General features: G+C 75.9%; 6 protein-coding genes. All 6 read left to right on the forward strand.

Annotated elements, in window-relative coordinates; genetic code table 11:
• The coding region (locus ACJOT3_RS06970; protein WP_406970015.1) for a non-ribosomal peptide synthetase at positions 1 to 6,507 on the forward strand (6,507 nt) is incomplete at its 5' end.
• Complete coding sequence (locus ACJOT3_RS06975) at positions 6,504 to 9,692, forward strand: non-ribosomal peptide synthetase (RefSeq protein ID WP_406970017.1); 3,189 nt, start codon at positions 6,504 to 6,506, stop codon at positions 9,690 to 9,692. The genes ACJOT3_RS06970 and ACJOT3_RS06975, both read left to right, overlap by 4 nt.
• A 44-nt stretch (positions 9,693 to 9,736) precedes the next feature.
• Positions 9,737 to 13,708: a non-ribosomal peptide synthetase gene (locus tag ACJOT3_RS06980; protein ID WP_406970019.1), complete on the forward strand. Its 3,972-nt coding sequence runs from the start codon at positions 9,737 to 9,739 to the stop codon at positions 13,706 to 13,708.
• Positions 13,709 to 13,862: 154 nt separating this feature from the next.
• Complete coding sequence (locus ACJOT3_RS06985; protein WP_406970021.1) at positions 13,863 to 14,855, forward strand: ABC transporter substrate-binding protein; 993 nt, start codon at positions 13,863 to 13,865, stop codon at positions 14,853 to 14,855.
• Positions 14,856 to 14,887: 32 nt separating this feature from the next.
• Positions 14,888 to 15,094 (forward strand): MbtH family protein, encoded by a 207-nt coding sequence (locus ACJOT3_RS06990; protein WP_406970022.1) that lies wholly within the window; start codon positions 14,888 to 14,890, stop codon positions 15,092 to 15,094.
• Between the two features lie 142 nt (positions 15,095 to 15,236).
• Positions 15,237 to 16,505, forward strand: a complete 1,269-nt coding sequence (entS, locus tag ACJOT3_RS06995) for an enterobactin transporter EntS (protein ID WP_406970067.1) — start codon at positions 15,237 to 15,239, stop codon at positions 16,503 to 16,505.
• The last annotated feature ends 3 nt before the right edge of the window (positions 16,506 to 16,508 follow it).

Here is a 16,508-nt window from a genome sequence, read left to right on the forward strand (position 1 = left end):
ACCTGCCGCTGGGCCCCCGGCGTCTGGCGCGCCGACGAGGTCACCGGCCTGGTCGACGACCTCGTCGACGCCCTGCGCACCCTGGCCGAGGCCGCCCGCGCCCCCGGCCCGCACGCCCTCACCCCCTCCGACGTCCCCCTGGTCGACCTGGACCAGGAGCGCGTCGAACGCGTCGAACGCGCCTGGGCCGACCGCTCCGGCGACCCCGGCGCCCGCCTCGCCGACCTGTGGCCGCCCACCCCCCTCCAGGCCGGGCTGGTCTTCCACGGCCTGTACGGCGACGGCCACGACGCCTACACCGCCCAGTCCGTCACCCGCGTTCAGGGCCCGCTGGACCCGGCCCGGCTGCGCGCCGCCGCCGACGCCCTGCTGCGCGACCACCCGGGCCTGCGCGTCGGCTTCCTCGCCGACGGCGAGGACCTGGTGCAGTTCGTGCCCGCAGCCGTGCCCGCCCGCTGGGCCGAGGCCGACCTGTCCGGCGCCGCCGACCCCGACGCCGAGCTGGAGGAGCTGTGCGCCCGGGAGCTGGCCACCCCCTTCGACCTGGCCCACCCGCCGCTGATCCGGTTCACCCTGGTGCGCCGCGCCGACGACGACCACACCCTGGTCGCCACCGACCACCACACCCTGCTCGACGGCTGGTCCACCCCGCTGTTCCTGCGGGCGCTCTTCGACCGCTACGCCGACCCGGACACCCCCGCCCCCGCCCTGGGCTTCCGCGACCACCTGGCCCTGCTGGCCTCACGCGACGCCGAGGCCGCCGACACCGCCTGGCGGGCCGAACTCGACGGCCTGGACGGCCCCACCCTGCTCGCCCCCGGCGCCCCCGCCCACGGCGGCGCCGGACAGGACGTCCTCACCGACGCCCTGGCCGAGGACGCCACCGGGGCGCTCACCGCCGCCGCCCGCGACCTGGGCGTCACCGTCAACACCCTGGTCCAGGCCGCCTGGGCGCTGGTTCTGGGCGGCGCCACCGGCCGCACCGACGTGGTGTTCGGCGCGACCGTCTCCGGGCGGCCCGCCGACCTGCCCGGGGTGGAGTCCATCCTCGGCCTGTTCATCAACACCGTCCCGGTCCGGGTGCGCACCGCCCCCGGCACCACGGTCGCGGACCTGGCCCGCGACCTCCAGCACCGCCAGGTCGCCCTGGCCGACCACCACCACACCGCGCTCACCCGCACCCAGGAGCTGGCCGGGGCCTCACCCCTGTTCGACACCCTGCTGGTGTTCGAGAACTTCCCGGCCCGCGACGCCCTGGCCGACCGCGACCACGCCGGGGTGCGGCTCACCGACGTGCGGGTGGAGGACGCCACCCACTACCCGGTGTCCCTCAACGTGTTCCCGGGCGAGCGGCTGGGCCTGCGGCTGTGCCACCGCCCCGACGCCGTGGACGCCGCCACCGCCCGCACCCTGCTGGAGCGGCTGCGCGACACCCTGGCCGCGATCGCCGCCGACCCCGGCCGCACCGTGGCCGCCACCCCGGTCACCACCGGCGCCGAACGCGACCTGCTGGCCGGGTTCAACGCCACCGACCGCGCCATCGACACCGACCGCCCCTGCGACTCCCTCACCGCCTGGGCCGGGCGCACCCCCGACGCGGTCGCCGTCGTGGACGCCGAGGGCGGGCACACCTACGCCCAGCTCGCCACCCGGGTCGAACGCGTCATCGCCCTGCTGCGCGCCCACGGGGTCCGCTCCGGCGAGGTGGTGGCGGTGGCGCTGCCGCGCACCGCCGACCTGGTGGCCTCCCTGCTGGCCGTGCAGCGCATCGGGTGCGTGTACCTGCCGCTGGACCCGGAGTTCCCGGCCGACCGCATCGCGTACATGCTCGCCGACTCCGGCGCGACCCTGCTCGTCACCGGCGGCGGTACGGCGGCCCCCGCCGGGTCCCCGGTCTCGGTCCTGGACCTGGACGCCTCCGGGCCGGTCCCCGTGCCCGCCGACGCCGACGGGTACGACCCGACCGCCTACATCCTCTACACCTCCGGGTCCACCGGCCGCCCCAAGGGCGTGGTGGTGTCCCACCGCAACCTGGCGAACTTCCTCACCGACATGGGGGAGCGGTTCCCGCTGGCCCGGGGCGAGCGCTGGCTGGCGGTGACCACGGTCAGCTTCGACATCTCCGCCCTGGAGCTGTACCTGCCGCTGCGGTTCGGCGCCACGGTCGTGCTCGCCGACAAGGACACCGTCCGCGACCCCCGGCTCCTCGCGGACCTGCTCGAACGCAGCGGGGCCACCATCGCCCAGGCCACCCCCTCGCTGTGGCGCTCCCTGACCGAGCACGACCCCGCCGTCCCGGCCGGCCTGCGCGTGCTGGTCGGCGGCGAGGCCGTCCCCGCCGACCTGGCCGCGCTGCTGGCCGCCGGCGCGGCGGCCGCCCACAACGTGTACGGGCCCACCGAGACCACCATCTGGTCCACCACCGCGCCGCTCACCGCGGACGGCCCGGTCACCATCGGCCGCCCCATGGCCAACACGCAGGTGTACGTCCTGGACGCGGCGCTGCGCCCGGCGCCCGTCGGCGTCCCCGGCGACCTGTACATCGCCGGTGAGGGCGTGGCCCTGGGCTACCACGGCCGGTTCGCGCTGACCGCCGAACGGTTCGTCCCCGACCCCTTCGGCGCCCCGGGCGCCCGCATGTACCGCACCGGAGACCTGGCCCGCTGGAACCCGGACGGCACCCTGGACTTCCTCGGCCGCGCCGACTTCCAGGTCAAGGTGCGCGGCTTCCGGATCGAACTGGGCGAGATCGAGACCGCGCTGGCCGCCGCCGAGGGCGTCGCCCAGGCCGTCGTCACCGCCCGCACCGACCCGGCCGGGAACGCCCGGCTGGCCGCCCACGTCGTCCCCGACCCCGACGGGCCCGCGCCCGCCCCGGCCGCCCTGCGCGCCCACCTGGCGCGGAGCCTGCCCGACTACATGGTCCCCTCGGCGTTCGTGTCCGTGGACGCGTTCCCGCTGACCGCCAACGGCAAGATCGACCGCAAGTCCCTGCCCGACCCGGACTCCGCGGAGGGCACCGGGGACGGCCGCGGCGCGGGCCGCGCCCCGGCCACCGACCGCGAGGAGATCCTCTGCCGCCTGTTCGGCGAGGTCCTGGGCCGCGACGGGGTCGGACCCGACGACGACTTCTTCGCCCTGGGCGGGCACTCGCTGCTGGCCACGCGCGTGGCCGCCCGCGCCCGCACCCTGCTCGGCTCCGACGTGGGCGTGCGCGACCTCTTCGAGGCGCCCACCCCGGCCGCCCTGGCCCGGCGCACCGAACAGTCCGGGGCGGGCCGCCCGCCGGTGGTGCCGCTCGCCGACGGCCGCCCGCGCCTGTCCCACGCCCAGCGGCGGCTGTGGCTGATCGACCGGGTCCACGAACCCGGCGGCGCCTACAACGTCCCGCTGGCCGTGCGCGTCGCCGACGTACTGGACGAGGCCGCGCTGCGCGCCGCCGTCGTCGACCTCGCGGAACGCCACGAGGTGCTGCGCACCGTCGTGCGCGCGGTCGCGGACGAGCCCGAACCCGTGCTGCTGGAGGCCGCCGCCGTCGCCGGGGACGTGCGCGCCGAACGCGTGGACGGTTCGGTGGAGGACGAACTGGCCCGGATCACCGCGATCCCCTTCGACCTGGCCGCCCGGCCGCCGCTGCGGGTGCGCCTGCTCACCGGCCCCGGGGTGGGGGAGGGGTGCGTGCTGCTGATCGTGCTGCACCACCTGGCCGCCGACGAGTGGTCCTTCGGCCCGCTGCTCGCCGACCTGGACACCGCCTACCGGGCCCGCCTGGACGGGCACGCCCCGCAATGGGCGCCTCTGCCGGTGCGCTACTCCGACTACGCCGCCGCCCGCGCCGACTGGCTGGGCGGGGCCACCGACCCCGGCAGCCCGCTCGCCGCCCACCTGGACCACTGGAAGCGCACCCTGGAGGGCCTGCCCGACGAGCTGTCCCTGCCCGTCGACCGGCCCCGCCCCGCCCTGGCCTCCCACCGCGGCGGATTGGCCCAGGTCCCGGTCGACCCCGGCCTGGACGCCGCGCTGCGTGAGCTGGCCGTGGAGCACGGCGTCACCGTGTTCATGGTCGTCCAGGCCGCCGTGGCGGTGCTGCTGCACCGGCTCGGCGCCGGGGAGGACATCCCGCTGGGCAGCCCCGTGGCCGACCGGGCCGACGAGGGCACCCAGGACGCCGTCGGGTTCTTCCTCAACACCCTGGTCCTGCGCCTGGACCTGAGCGGGCGGCCCACCTTCGCCGAACTCCTGGAGCGGGTGCGGGCCGTGGACCTGGCCGGGTTCGCCCACGCCGACGCCCCCTTCGACGCGGTGGTGGAGGCGCTGGCCCCCGAGCGGTCGGTCAGCCGCCACCCGCTGTTCCAGACGATGGTGTCCCACCAGCGGCGCCCGGCCGGGGTGGGTGAGTTGTTCGGGTCGTCCACGCGGCTGGTGGAGACCCCGCTGGACACCGCCAAGTTCGACCTGGAGTTCGCCTACATCGAGGACCCGGGGCAGGGGAGCAGGCTGGCGCTCAACCACTCGGCGGACCTGTTCGACCCCGACAGCGCCGAGCGGATCGCCCGCCGGCTGGTGCGGGTGCTCGCCGCGGCCGCCGCCGACCCGGGGCTGCCGGTCTCGGGCATCGAGGTGCTGGAGGACGAGGAGCGGGAGCGGCTGGCCGGGTTCAACACCACCGGCCGCGAGATCACGGCCGCCCGCCCCTGCGACGCGCTGGCCGCCTGGGCCGGGCGCACCCCCGGCGGGGCCGCCGTGCAGGACGCCGCCGGGGAGCACACCTACGCCGAGGTGGACGCCCGGACGGGGGAGGTCGCCGCGCTGCTGCGCGCCCGCGGGGTGCGGCCCGGCGAGGTGGTGGCGGTGGCGCTGCCGCGCACCGCCGACCTGGTGGCGTCGCTGCTGGCCGTGCAGCGGGTCGGCGGCGTGTACCTGCCGCTGGACCCGGAGTTCCCGGCCGACCGGCTCGCGTACATGCTCCAGGATTCGGGGGCCGTGCTGCTGGTGACCGGCGGCGGGACGAGCGCGCCCGAGGGGGCCGCGACCCCGGTCCTGGACCTGGACACCGCCGAGCCGGTTCCGGACGCCGGGGAGGCCGTCGAGGTGTGGGACGCGCAGGCCGACCCCGACCGGACCGCGTACATCCTCTACACCTCCGGGTCCACCGGCCGCCCCAAGGGCGTGGTGGTCTCGCACCGCAACCTGGCGAACTTCCTCACCGACATGGGGGAGCGGTTCCCGCTGGAGCCCGGCGAACGCTGGCTGGCGGTGACCACGGTCAGCTTCGACATCTCCGCCCTGGAGCTGTACCTGCCGCTGCTCTTCGGCGCCACCGTGGTCCTGGCCGACAAGGACACCGTCCGCGACGGCGCCGCCCTGGGCGGGATGCTCGCCGCCGGCCGCATCGGCATCATGCAGGCCACGCCCACCCTGTGGCGGATGCTCCTGGAGACCGGGCCCGGGGCCCTGACCGGCCTGCGCGTCCTGGTCGGCGGCGAGGCGCTGCCCCAGGACCTGGGCGAGGTGCTGGCCTCGCGCGCCGCCGCGGTCACCAACGTGTACGGGCCCACCGAGACCACCATCTGGTCCACCACCGCGCCCGTGCGCCCCGAGAGCCCCGTCACCATCGGCCGCCCCATGGCCAACACGCAGGTCCACGTCCTGGACGCCGACCTGGCCCCGGTCCCGATCGGGGTGCCCGGCGACCTGTACATCGCCGGTGAGGGGGTGGCGCTCGGCTACCACGGCCGGTTCGCGCTGACCGCCGAGCGGTTCGTGCCCGACCCCTTCGGTCCGCCCGGGACCCGGATGTACCGCACCGGCGACCTGGCGCGCTGGAACCCGGACGGCACCCTGGACTTCCTGGGCCGCGCCGACTTCCAGGTCAAGGTGCGCGGCTTCCGGATCGAACTGGGCGAGATCGAGACCGCCCTGGGCAAGGTCGACGGCGTCACCCAGGCCGTCGTCTCCGCCCGCGAGGACGCCGCCGGGCACCACCGGCTCATCGCCCACGTGCTGGCCGACGCCGCCGTCACCGACACCGGGCTGCGCGCCGCGCTGGCGGCCACCCTGCCCGACTACATGATCCCCTCGGCGTTCGTGTCCGTGGACGCGTTCCCGCTGACCGCCAACGGCAAGATCGACCGCAAGTCCCTGCCCGACCCGGCGCCCGACACCGGCCGCACCGTCGGCCGCGAGCCCGCCACCGACGCCGAACGCGCCCTGTGCGCGGTCTACGCCGAGGTCCTGGGCCTGGACCGGGTCGGCGCCGACGAGGACTTCTTCGTCCTGGGCGGCGACAGCGTCCTGACCCTGCGCCTGGTCGGCGCCGCCCGCAAGGCGGGCTGGGAGGTCACCGGCCGCCAGGTCTTCCGCCACCCCGTGGCCGCCGACCTGGCCGCCGTCGCCGCACCCGCCGCCGACACCCCGCCCGAACCCGCCGCACCGGAGGAACCCCTGATCTCCCTGGCCCCCGACCAGATGGACCGACTCGCATCGATGTGGAGGAAGCGGCGATGACGGCGCAGGAGAACACCGGGGCGATCGCCGACGTCCTGCCGCTGGGGCCGCTCCAGGAGGGGCTGCTCTTCCACCACGTGCTGGCCGACGGCGACGGCACCGGCGACGTCTACAACATCCAGGTCCGCCTGGAGCTGCTGGGCCCGGCCGACCCCGACCGGCTGCGCCGGGCGGCGGGGGCGCTGCTGGAGCGCCACCCGCACCTGCGGGCCGGGTTCTGGCACGAGGAGCTGGACGAGCCCGTACAGTTCGTGCCCGCCGACGTGGACGTGGACTGGCACCTGACCGCGCTGCCCGCCGAGAGGGCGGACGCGGCCGAGGACCGGATCGCCGACACCGAGTTCGGCCACCGCTTCGACCTGGCGGCCCCGCCGCTGCTGCGCTTCCACGCGCTCACCGGCGGGCCCGAACGCACGGTCCTGCTGGTCACCGCGCACCACATCCTGCTGGACGGGTGGTCGCTGCCGCTGCTGGTCCGCGACCTGCTGCGGCTCCACACCGCCGACGGCGCCGAGTTGGAGCCCGCGCCCCGCTACCGGGACCACCTGGCCCGGCTGGTGCGCCGCGACCGCGCCGCCGACCTGGCCGCCTGGGGCGACGCCCTGGACGGCCTGGACGGGCCCACCCTGCTCGCCCCGGCCGCCGACCCCGCGGGGGCGGTCCACCGGATCGAACGCACCCTGGACGCGGGGACGGGCGAGCGGCTGCGCGCCCTGGCCGCGCGGGCCGGGACCGGCGTCAACACCGTCCTCCAGGCGGTGTGGGGGCTCACCCTGGGCGCCGCCACCGGCCGCACCGACACGGTCTTCGGCCAGCCCTTCTCGGGGCGGCCCGCCGACCTGCCCGGCGTGCAGGACATGATCGGCCTGTTCACCAACACCCTGCCGGTGCGGGTGCGCCCGCGCCCGGCCGAGAGCGCCCTCGACCTGCTGGGGCGCCTGCACCTGGAGCAGGCCGACCTGCTCGACCACCAGTGGGCGGGGCTCGCCGAGATCCAGCGGGCCGCCGGGCACGGGACCCTGTTCGACACCCTCCTCGTGGTCGAGAACTACCCGCTCGAACCCGAGACCGCCGCCGAGGTGCGGCCCGGCCGGGTGCGGGTGCGCGACGCCACCCACTACCCCGTCGTCCTCACGGCCCTGCCCGAGGAGGGGGTGCTGTACCTGGACCACCGGGGCGTGCCCGGGGAGGACGCCCGCGGGATCTTCGCGCTCTTCGCCCACCTGCTGGAACGCGTGCTGGAGGCGCCGGACGCGCCGCTGCGCACGCTGGACCCGCTCACCGCCGACCAGCACGCGGTGCTGCGCCGCCACAACGACACCGCCGCCCTGGGCGCGCGCACCACGCTCACCGCGCTGCTCGCCCCGGCGGCCGTCGTGCACGCCGACCGCACCGCCGTCGTCGACGGCGACCGCGAGCTGACGTACACGGAGCTGCACGACGCCGCCGGCCGGCTGGCCGCCCTGCTCACCGGCCACGGCGCCGGACCCGAGAAGGTCGTCGCTGTCGCCCTGCCGCGCGGCGCCGACCTGGTCGTGGCCCTGCTCGCCGTGGTCCGCACCGGCGCGGCCTACCTGCCGCTGGACCTGGACCACCCGCCCGCCCGCCTGGCCGACATGGCCGCCCGCGCCGGTGCCGTCGCCCTGGTCACCGACACCGCGACCGCCCCCGACCTCGCCGGAGAGATCCCGGTACTGGAAATCGACGCGGCGGGGACGCGGGAGCGACTGGCGGCGGCCGACCCCCTCCCCTGGGTGGAGCCGCACCCGGACACGCTCGCGTACACCATCTTCACCTCCGGCTCCACCGGGCGGCCCAAGGGCGTCGGTGTCGGCCATCGGGCGCTGGCCAACCGGCTGGAGTGGACCCAGGACCGCTACCGGCTGACCCCCGGCGACCGGGTCGCCCAGAAGACCCCCGTCGGGTTCGACGTGGCGGTGTGGGAGTTCTTCTGGCCGCTGGCGGCGGGCGCCGCGATCGTCACCGTGCCGCCCGGCGGCCACCGCGACCCCGCGCTGCTCACCGACCTGTTCGCGGCCCGAGGCGTCACGGTCTGCCACTTCGTCCCGTCCATGCTGCGGCCCTTCCTGGACGAGCCCGCGGCCGCCCGGCTTCGGGGGCTGCGGCTGGTCATCGCCAGCGGCGAGGGCCTGCCCGCGGATCTGGCCCGGGACTTCGGCCGGGTGCTCCCGGCGGCGGTACTGGAGAACCTCTACGGCCCCACCGAGGCCGCCATCGACGTCACCTCGCACACCGCGGGCCCCGTGGACGGCGTCACCGTGCCCATCGGCGCCCCCGTGCACAACACGGTCCTGCACGTCCTGGACCCCTGGCTGCGCCCCGTGCCCCCCGGCGTCCCCGGCGAGCTGTACCTGGGCGGCGTCCAGCTGGCCCGCGGCTACGCCGGCCGCCCCGACCTGACGGCGGAGCGCTTCGTCGCCGACCCCTTCGGCGACGGCGGCCGCCTCTACCGCACCGGCGACCTCGTGCTGCGCCGGGAGGACGGCACCGTCGTCCACCTGGGCCGCACCGACGACCAGGTCAAGGTCAACGGGGTGCGCGTCGAGCCCGGCGAGATCGAGGCCGCCCTGGCCGGCCTGGACGGGGTGGCCGCGGCCGCCGTCGCCGTCCGCCCCGGGCCCGGCGGTACCCCCCGGATCACCGGCTACGCCGTCCCCGCCCCGGGCGCGGCCCCCGACCCCGCCGTCCTGCGGGCGGCACTGGCCCGGGACCTGCCCGCCGCCATGGTCCCCGCCGCGGTCCTGCTCCTGGACGCGCTGCCGCTGAGCGTCAACGGCAAGCTCGACCGCCGCGCACTGCCCGAGCCCGACCCGGCCGCCGCCGGGGCGGCGGGCCGACCCGCGCGCACCGACGCCGAGAAGGCCCTGTGCGCCGCGATCGCCGAGGTCCTGGGGCTGCCCGGGGCCGACGCCGACGCCGACTTCTTCGCCCTGGGCGGCGACAGCATCACCGCCATCCGCCTGGTGGGCCGGGCCCGCGGCGCCGGGTTGGAGCTCACCGTCCGCGACGTGTTCGACCACCGCACCCCCGAGCGCCTGGCCGCCCACGCGGCCCCCGCCGCCCCCGAACCCGCCCCCGCGCAGGACGCGGGCGACCCCTTCGCCGACCTGCTCGACGCCGACGGCGTGGACGAACTCCACCGGCTGTGGGGCGGGGACGCATGAGCGACCGACCCGGCAGCACTCCCACCCAGCAAGGAAAGGGCACCATGTCCACCAACCCCGGCGAGATCCAGGACGTGCTCCCCCTGGCCACCCTCCAGGAGGGGCTGCTGTTCCACTCCGTCAAGGACGAGCAGCCCCTGGACGTCTACACCGTCCAGAACGTCTTCGAGTTCACCCGCCGCGTGGACGCCACCGCCCTCAGGGCGGCCGCCCAGGCCGTCCTGGACCGCCACCCCGCGCTGCGCGCCGGGTTCATGCACGAGGGCGTGGAGCGGCCCGTCCAGTTCATCCCCCGGTCGCTCCCCGTCGCCTGGCAGGAGGTCGACCTGTCCGACCTGCCCGAGACCGAGGCCCGCCGCCGGTTCGACCTGCTCCGCGTCGCCCAGCGCGAACGCCGCTTCGACTTGGCCCGCCCGCCCCTGATCCGGCACGTCCTGGTGCGCCTGGGCCCGGACCGCGACGCCCTCATCCTCACCTTCCACCACATCGTCATGGACGGCTGGTCGGGCGAGCTCTACAACGCCGAGCTCATGGAGCTGTACCTGCGCGGCGGCGACCCCGCCGGGCTGCCCGAGCCCCGCCCCTACCGCGACTACCTGGTGTGGCTCTCCCGCCAGGACCGCGCCCGCTCCCTGACCGCCTGGCGCACCGCCCTGGACGGGGTGGACGAGGGCACCCTGGTCAGCCCCGGCGAGGGCGGCGACGCCACCCTCATGCCCCGCACCGTCGACGGTGTGCTGGAGCCCGCCCTGGTGGACCGGGTGTCCGGGCTGGCCCGCACCCTGGGCGTCACCGTCAACACCGTGCTGCTCACCGCCTGGGGCCTGGCCCTGCGCTCGCACACCGGCCGCGACGACGTCGTGTTCGGCAGCACCGTCGCCGGGCGCCCGCCCGAGATCGACGGGGTGGACGCCATCATCGGCGTCTTCTTCAACACCATCCCGGTCCGGGTCCGGCTGAACCCCGCCGAGACCGTCCGCGACCTGCTCGTGCGCGTCCAGGGCGAGCAGGCCGAGTTGCTGCCCCACCACCACGTCGGCCTGGCCGACATCCAGGGCGCGGTGGGCGGCCGCCGCCTGTTCGACACCCTGTACGTGCAGCGCAACATCCCCCGCGACGACGAGGGGTACCAAAAGGTGCGCGCGGCCACCGGCCTGGAGTCGGTGACCGGCGCCGACGCCACCCACTACCCGCTGACGTTCGTCGCCCAGCCCGGCGAGGAGTTCCGGCTCAGCCTGGCCTACCGCACCGACGTCGTCACCGCCGACACCGCCCAGGACCTCTTCGACCGGGTGGTGCGGCTGCTGGAGCAGGTCACCGCCGAACCCGGCGCGCCGCTGGGCGCCCTGCGCCCGCTCACCGACGCCCGGGAGCGGGCCGCCCTGGCCCCGGGCCGCGGCCGCGACCGGGAGCTGCCCGGGTCCACCCTGGCCGAGCTGTTCGAGGAGTCCGCCCTGCGGTGGCCGGACCGCACCGCCCTGGTCACCCGGGACGAGTCCCTCACCTTCGCCGACCTGGACGGGCGCGCCGAGCGCATCGCCCGCCTGCTGGCCGGGCACGGGGTGCGCCCCGAGACGAGGGTCGCCATCGCCCTGCCCCGCTCCGCCGACTGGGTCGCCACCCTCTTCGCCGTGCTCAAGCTGGGCGCCGCCTACGTCCCCCTGGACCTGGAGCACCCCGCCGAGCGCCTGGGCCATATGCTCGACGACGCCGGCCCCGGCGTCACCGTCACCACCGCGGCCGCCGCCACCGGCCTCCCCGACGGCCCCGGCGGGCACCGGCTGCTGCTGGACGACCCCGGGGTCGCCGCCGCCCTGGCCGCCTCCGACGAGCCCGCGCCGCGTTTCGCGCACCGGCCCGACCACCTGGCGTACGTCATCTACACCTCCGGCTCCACCGGCCGCCCCAAGGGCGTGCAGATCCCCTACCTGGGGCTGGTGAACATGCTGGTCAACCACCGCGCCGAGATCTTCGGCCCGGTGGTCGCCGAGCAGGGCGGCCGGGTGCTGAAGGTGGCCCACACCGTGTCGTTCTCCTTCGACATGTCGTGGGAGGAGCTGCTGTGGCTGATCGACGGCCACGAGGTCCACCTCATGGACGAGGAACTGCGCCGCGACTCCGCGGGCCTGGTCTCCTACTGCGCCCGGCACGCCATCGACGTCGTCAACGTCACCCCCTCCTACTGCGGCCAGCTGCTGGAGGACGGGCTGCTCGACGCCGGGCACCACCGGCCCCCGCTGGTGCTGCTGGGCGGGGAGGCCGTGGGCACCACGGTGTGGGACACCCTGCGCGACACCCCCGGGGTGCTCGGCTACAACCTGTACGGGCCGACCGAGTACACCATCAACACCCTGGGCGGCGGCACCGCCGACAGCGACACCCCCACCGTCGGGCGGCCCATCTCCGGCACCGACGTGCACGTCCTGGACACCTCGCTGCGCCCCGTCGAGGCCGGCGTCCCCGGCGAGCTGTACGTGACGGGCGTGGGCCTGGCCCGCGGCTACGCCGGGCGCCCCGACCTGACCGCCGAGCGCTTCGTCGCCGACCCCTACGGCCCGCCCGGGTCGCGCATGTACCGCACCGGCGACCTGGTGCGCTGGACCGAGGACGGCCTCATCGACTACCTGGGCCGGGCCGACGACCAGGTCAAGATCCGCGGCGTGCGCATCGAACCCGCCGAGGTGGTGGCCGCCCTGGAGGACCACCCCGCGGTGGTGCAGGCCGCCGTCGTGGTCCGCGAGGACACCCCCGGGCTCAAGCGCCTGGTCGGCTACCTCGTCCCCGCCGGGGACGCCTTCGACGCCGAGGCCGTCCGCCGCGACCTGCGCGGCGTGCTGCCCGACGCCATGGTGCCCTCCGTCCTGGTCGCCCTGGACCGGCTGCCGCTCACCGTCAACGGCAAGCTCGACCGCGCCGCCCTGCCCGCCCCGGCCGACCGCGGCCCGGCGGGGCGCCCGCCGCGCGACGACGTCGACCGCGCCCTGTGCGCCGACTTCGCCGCCGTCCTGGGCGTGCCCGAGGTGGGCGTGGACGACGACTTCTTCGACCTGGGCGGCCACTCCCTGCTCGCCATGCGGCTGGTCGGCCGCGTCCGCAAGCGCACCGGGCAGCGGCTGCGCGCCGGGGACCTGATCGCCGCACCCACCGTCGCCCGCCTGCGCGACTACCTGGACTCGCCGCGCCGTGAGGACCTGCTGGCCACCGTGCTGCGGCTGCGCGAGGGCGGCCGCGGGCGGCCCCTGTTCTGCCTGCACCCCGCCAGCGGCTTCTCCTGGGGGTACGCCGGGCTCGCCCCGCACCTGGACCGGGAGCGGCCCATCGTCGGCCTCCAGTTCCCGGGCCTGCGCGGCGAGGAGGTGCCGCCCGCCCTGGACGACCTGGTCGAGATCTACCTGCGGCACGTCCGCTCGGTGCAGCCCGACGGCCCCTACCACCTGCTGGGCTGGTCCTTCGGCGGGCAGATCGCCCACGCCCTGGCCACCCGGCTCCAGGCCGACGGCGAGGAGGTGGCGTTCCTGGCGCTGCTGGACACCTACCCCATGGACTCCGAGCCCGTCCGCGCCGCCGGGGGGCCGATGAGCGAGGCCGAGGCCGAGCAGGAGGCGCTGGAGTTCCTGCTCGCCAGCGGCCAGCGCGACCTGCCCGAACGCCTGGTCCCGCCCTACCGGCGCGAGGACGTGGTGGAGTTCCTGCGCGACAGCGACGGCGTGTGGGCCGACTTCGACGCGGCCACCATCGACCGCGTCGTGCGCGCCCGCATGTACACCACCGAGGTCATGCACGACCCCCGCTACCGGGTCTTCCGCGGCGACCTGCACTTCTTCACCGCCACCGCCGGGCGCGACCCGTCCTCGGGGATCACCGCGGAGCTGTGGAAGGAGCACGTGGACGGCCGGATCGTCGAGACCGCCGTGGACCACCACCACAACGACCTCACCGGCCCGGCGGCGCTCGCCGTGGTCGGCCCGGTCCTGGACGCGGCACTGCGCGCGGCCCGTCCGGGAACGCGCGGGTGAGGCTCTCCTAACGGAAAAGCGACCCCCGGCACCCACAGGCTATTAGGTGAGGCTATCCTTATCCGGCCTGGGTGCTCGGGGTGAGACGGGTCGCTCGCTCGCCGGCCCGACCCCCCGACCCTTCCCCCATCACGACACACAGGAAGCAACCACCGTGACACACCGGACGACCCACCTGCGCGGCGGCGCCCTGACCGCCGCCGGTCTCTCCCTCCTGCTGGCCCTCACCGCCTGCGGGAGCGACACGGCCGACGGGGACACCGACGGCGCGACCGACGGCGCCGCGGGCGAGACCGTCACCGTCGAGACCGACTACGGGCCGGTCGAGATCCCCGCCGACCCCCAGGCCATCGTCGCCCTGGAGTTCGGCAACGAGGTCCTGCTGGAGGCCGGGATCACCCCGGCGGGCGCCATCGAGCCCGGCCCCGCCCTCTACACCGAGGAGCAGCTCGGCATCCTGGAGCAGGTCCCCGTCGTCCAGGCCACCGACCTCACCATCAACATCGAGGCCGTCGCCACCGCCGCCCCCGACCTGATCATCGGCGGCGTCCGCGAGCAGAGCCACGCCGACTTCGAAGCGCACAAGGCCGACCTGGAGGAGATCGCCCCGACGGTCTTCTTCGACTTCGACGGCGCCGGTGACGAACTGCGCGAGATGTCGCTCAAGCTGGCCGAGGTCGTCGGCGACGGCGAGCGCGCCACCCAGGCCAAGACCGACTTCGAGGCGCGCTCGGCGGAGATCGCCGAGACCTACGCCGAGGAGCTGGAGGACACCACCTTCGCGGTGATCTTCGCCGTCGAGGGCCAGTTCGCGGTCGTCAACTCCAACGCCTGGGGCGCCTACACCCTGGACAGCCTCGGCGCGAACCTCACCGGCGCCATCGAGCCCGCCGGCGACGACTTCGCCGCCTGGTACTCCCTGGAGGAGATCGACGTCCTCAACGACGCCGACGTCATCTTCTACGAGACCGACGTGACCCTGGAGGCCGACCCCATCACCGAGGAGCTCATCGGCAACGAGCTGTGGGCCTCCCTGCCCGCCGCCGAGAACGACAGGGTGTTTCCGCTGCGCTACAGCTTCTCGCGCACCTACGGGCAGGCCAACGACGCCCTCGACCAGGTGGAGACGGTCCTGAAGGACCTGTGACCCCGACCCCGACCCCCGCAAAGGAGAAGGCCATGACCAACCCGTTCGACGACCCCGACGGCAGCTACCTCGTCGTCGTCAACGACGAGGACCAGCACTCGCTGTGGCCGGAGTTCGCCCCGGTCCCCGCCGGGTGGACCACCGTGTACGGACCGGTCACCCGGGACGAGGCCCTGGAGTACGTCGACACGCACTGGACCGACCTGCGTCCCCGCAGCCTGCGGGAGGCCATGGCCTGACCCGCCCCCGACGCGATGGGGGCCGGCGTCGCCCCGGCCCCCACCGCCCCCCGTTCCCCGAGGACGGCCCGGGACACCGCCGTCCCCGCCGCCCACCGCCCCCGACACTCCCGTGAAGGAACCCGTGAAGCTCTCCCGGCTGATGGTCGACACCAGCCCCCTGCGCCTGAGCCGTGAATTCAGGATCGTCTTCACCGCCCGGCTCATCTCCGTGTTCGGCCTGGGCTTCGCCGCCGTCGCCCTGCCGCTACAGGTGTACCAGCTCACCGGGTCCTCCCTGATGGTGGCCACCGTGCACACCACCACCGCCGTCAGCGTCCTGGCCGGGACGCTCGTCGGCGGCCTGCTCGCCGACCGTGGCGACCGGCGGCGGCTCATCGTCATCGGCCGCGCCTCCGCCGTCATCGGGTTCGGCGCCCTGGCCGCCAACACCCTGCTCCCCGACACCCCCTGGCTGTGGGTGATCTACGCGGCCGCCGTCGTCAACGGGATGTTCGGCTCCTTCAGCGCCGTCGCCCTCCAGGCCGCCGCCCCCGGGTTCGTGCCCCCCGAGCGGCTGCCCGCCGCCGGGGCCCTGCTCGCCCTCAACGCCGAACTCGGCTCCGTGCTGGCCCCGGCCCTGGGCGGCGTCGTCATCGCCGCCTGGGGGATCGGCACCAACTACGTCGTCACCGCCGCGCTGTCCCTGGTCACCACCGCCCTGGTGTGGCGGCTGCCCCGGCTGGACGCGCCCCCCGCCGAGGGCGGGCGCCCCTCGGTGGCGGCCGACCTGCGCGAGGGCGCGGTGTTCGCGGTCCGCCACCGCGTGGTGGGCCCGCTGCTGCTGCTCGGCCTGGTGCAGATGCTCTTCGCCGCACCCGCCGTGCTCATCCCCGAGTTCACCGACAAGGTGCTGGGCGGGGGAGAGGCCCTGGTCGGCCTGCTCTACACCGCGCCCGCCCTGGGCGCGCTCATCGGCTCGCTCACCAGCGGCTGGGCCGGGCGCGCCCACCGCACCGGCGGGCTGCTGCTCGCCGCCGTCGCCCTGTGCGGGGCGGCCGTGCTGGCCCTGGGGGCGTCCCCCTGGGCGCCGCTCGCGTTCGCGTTCCTGGTCCTGCTCGGATTCGGACAGGTCGTGGAGGAGATCCTGCGCTACGCCCTGCTCCAGTCGCACACCCCCGACCGGCTGCGCGGACGCGTCAACGCCGTGTGGACCGCCCAGGCCACCGTCGGCGACTCCACCGGCGCCCTCACCCTGGGCGCCCTGGCCCCGCTCATCGGCGCGGCGGGCGCCCTCATGGCGGGCGGTGTCCTCACCCTCGCCTCGACCGCCCTCATCGCCCTGGGCTTCGCCGGCCTGCGCACCGGCCGGGTGCTCACCGCCCGGCCCGAGAGCCCCTCCGGCAGCCCCTCCGACCCCTCCGTCCCGTAACGG

The organism is Nocardiopsis protaetiae (assembly GCF_045446735.1).
Taxonomy (GTDB): Bacteria; Actinomycetota; Actinomycetes; order Streptosporangiales; family Streptosporangiaceae; genus Nocardiopsis; species Nocardiopsis protaetiae.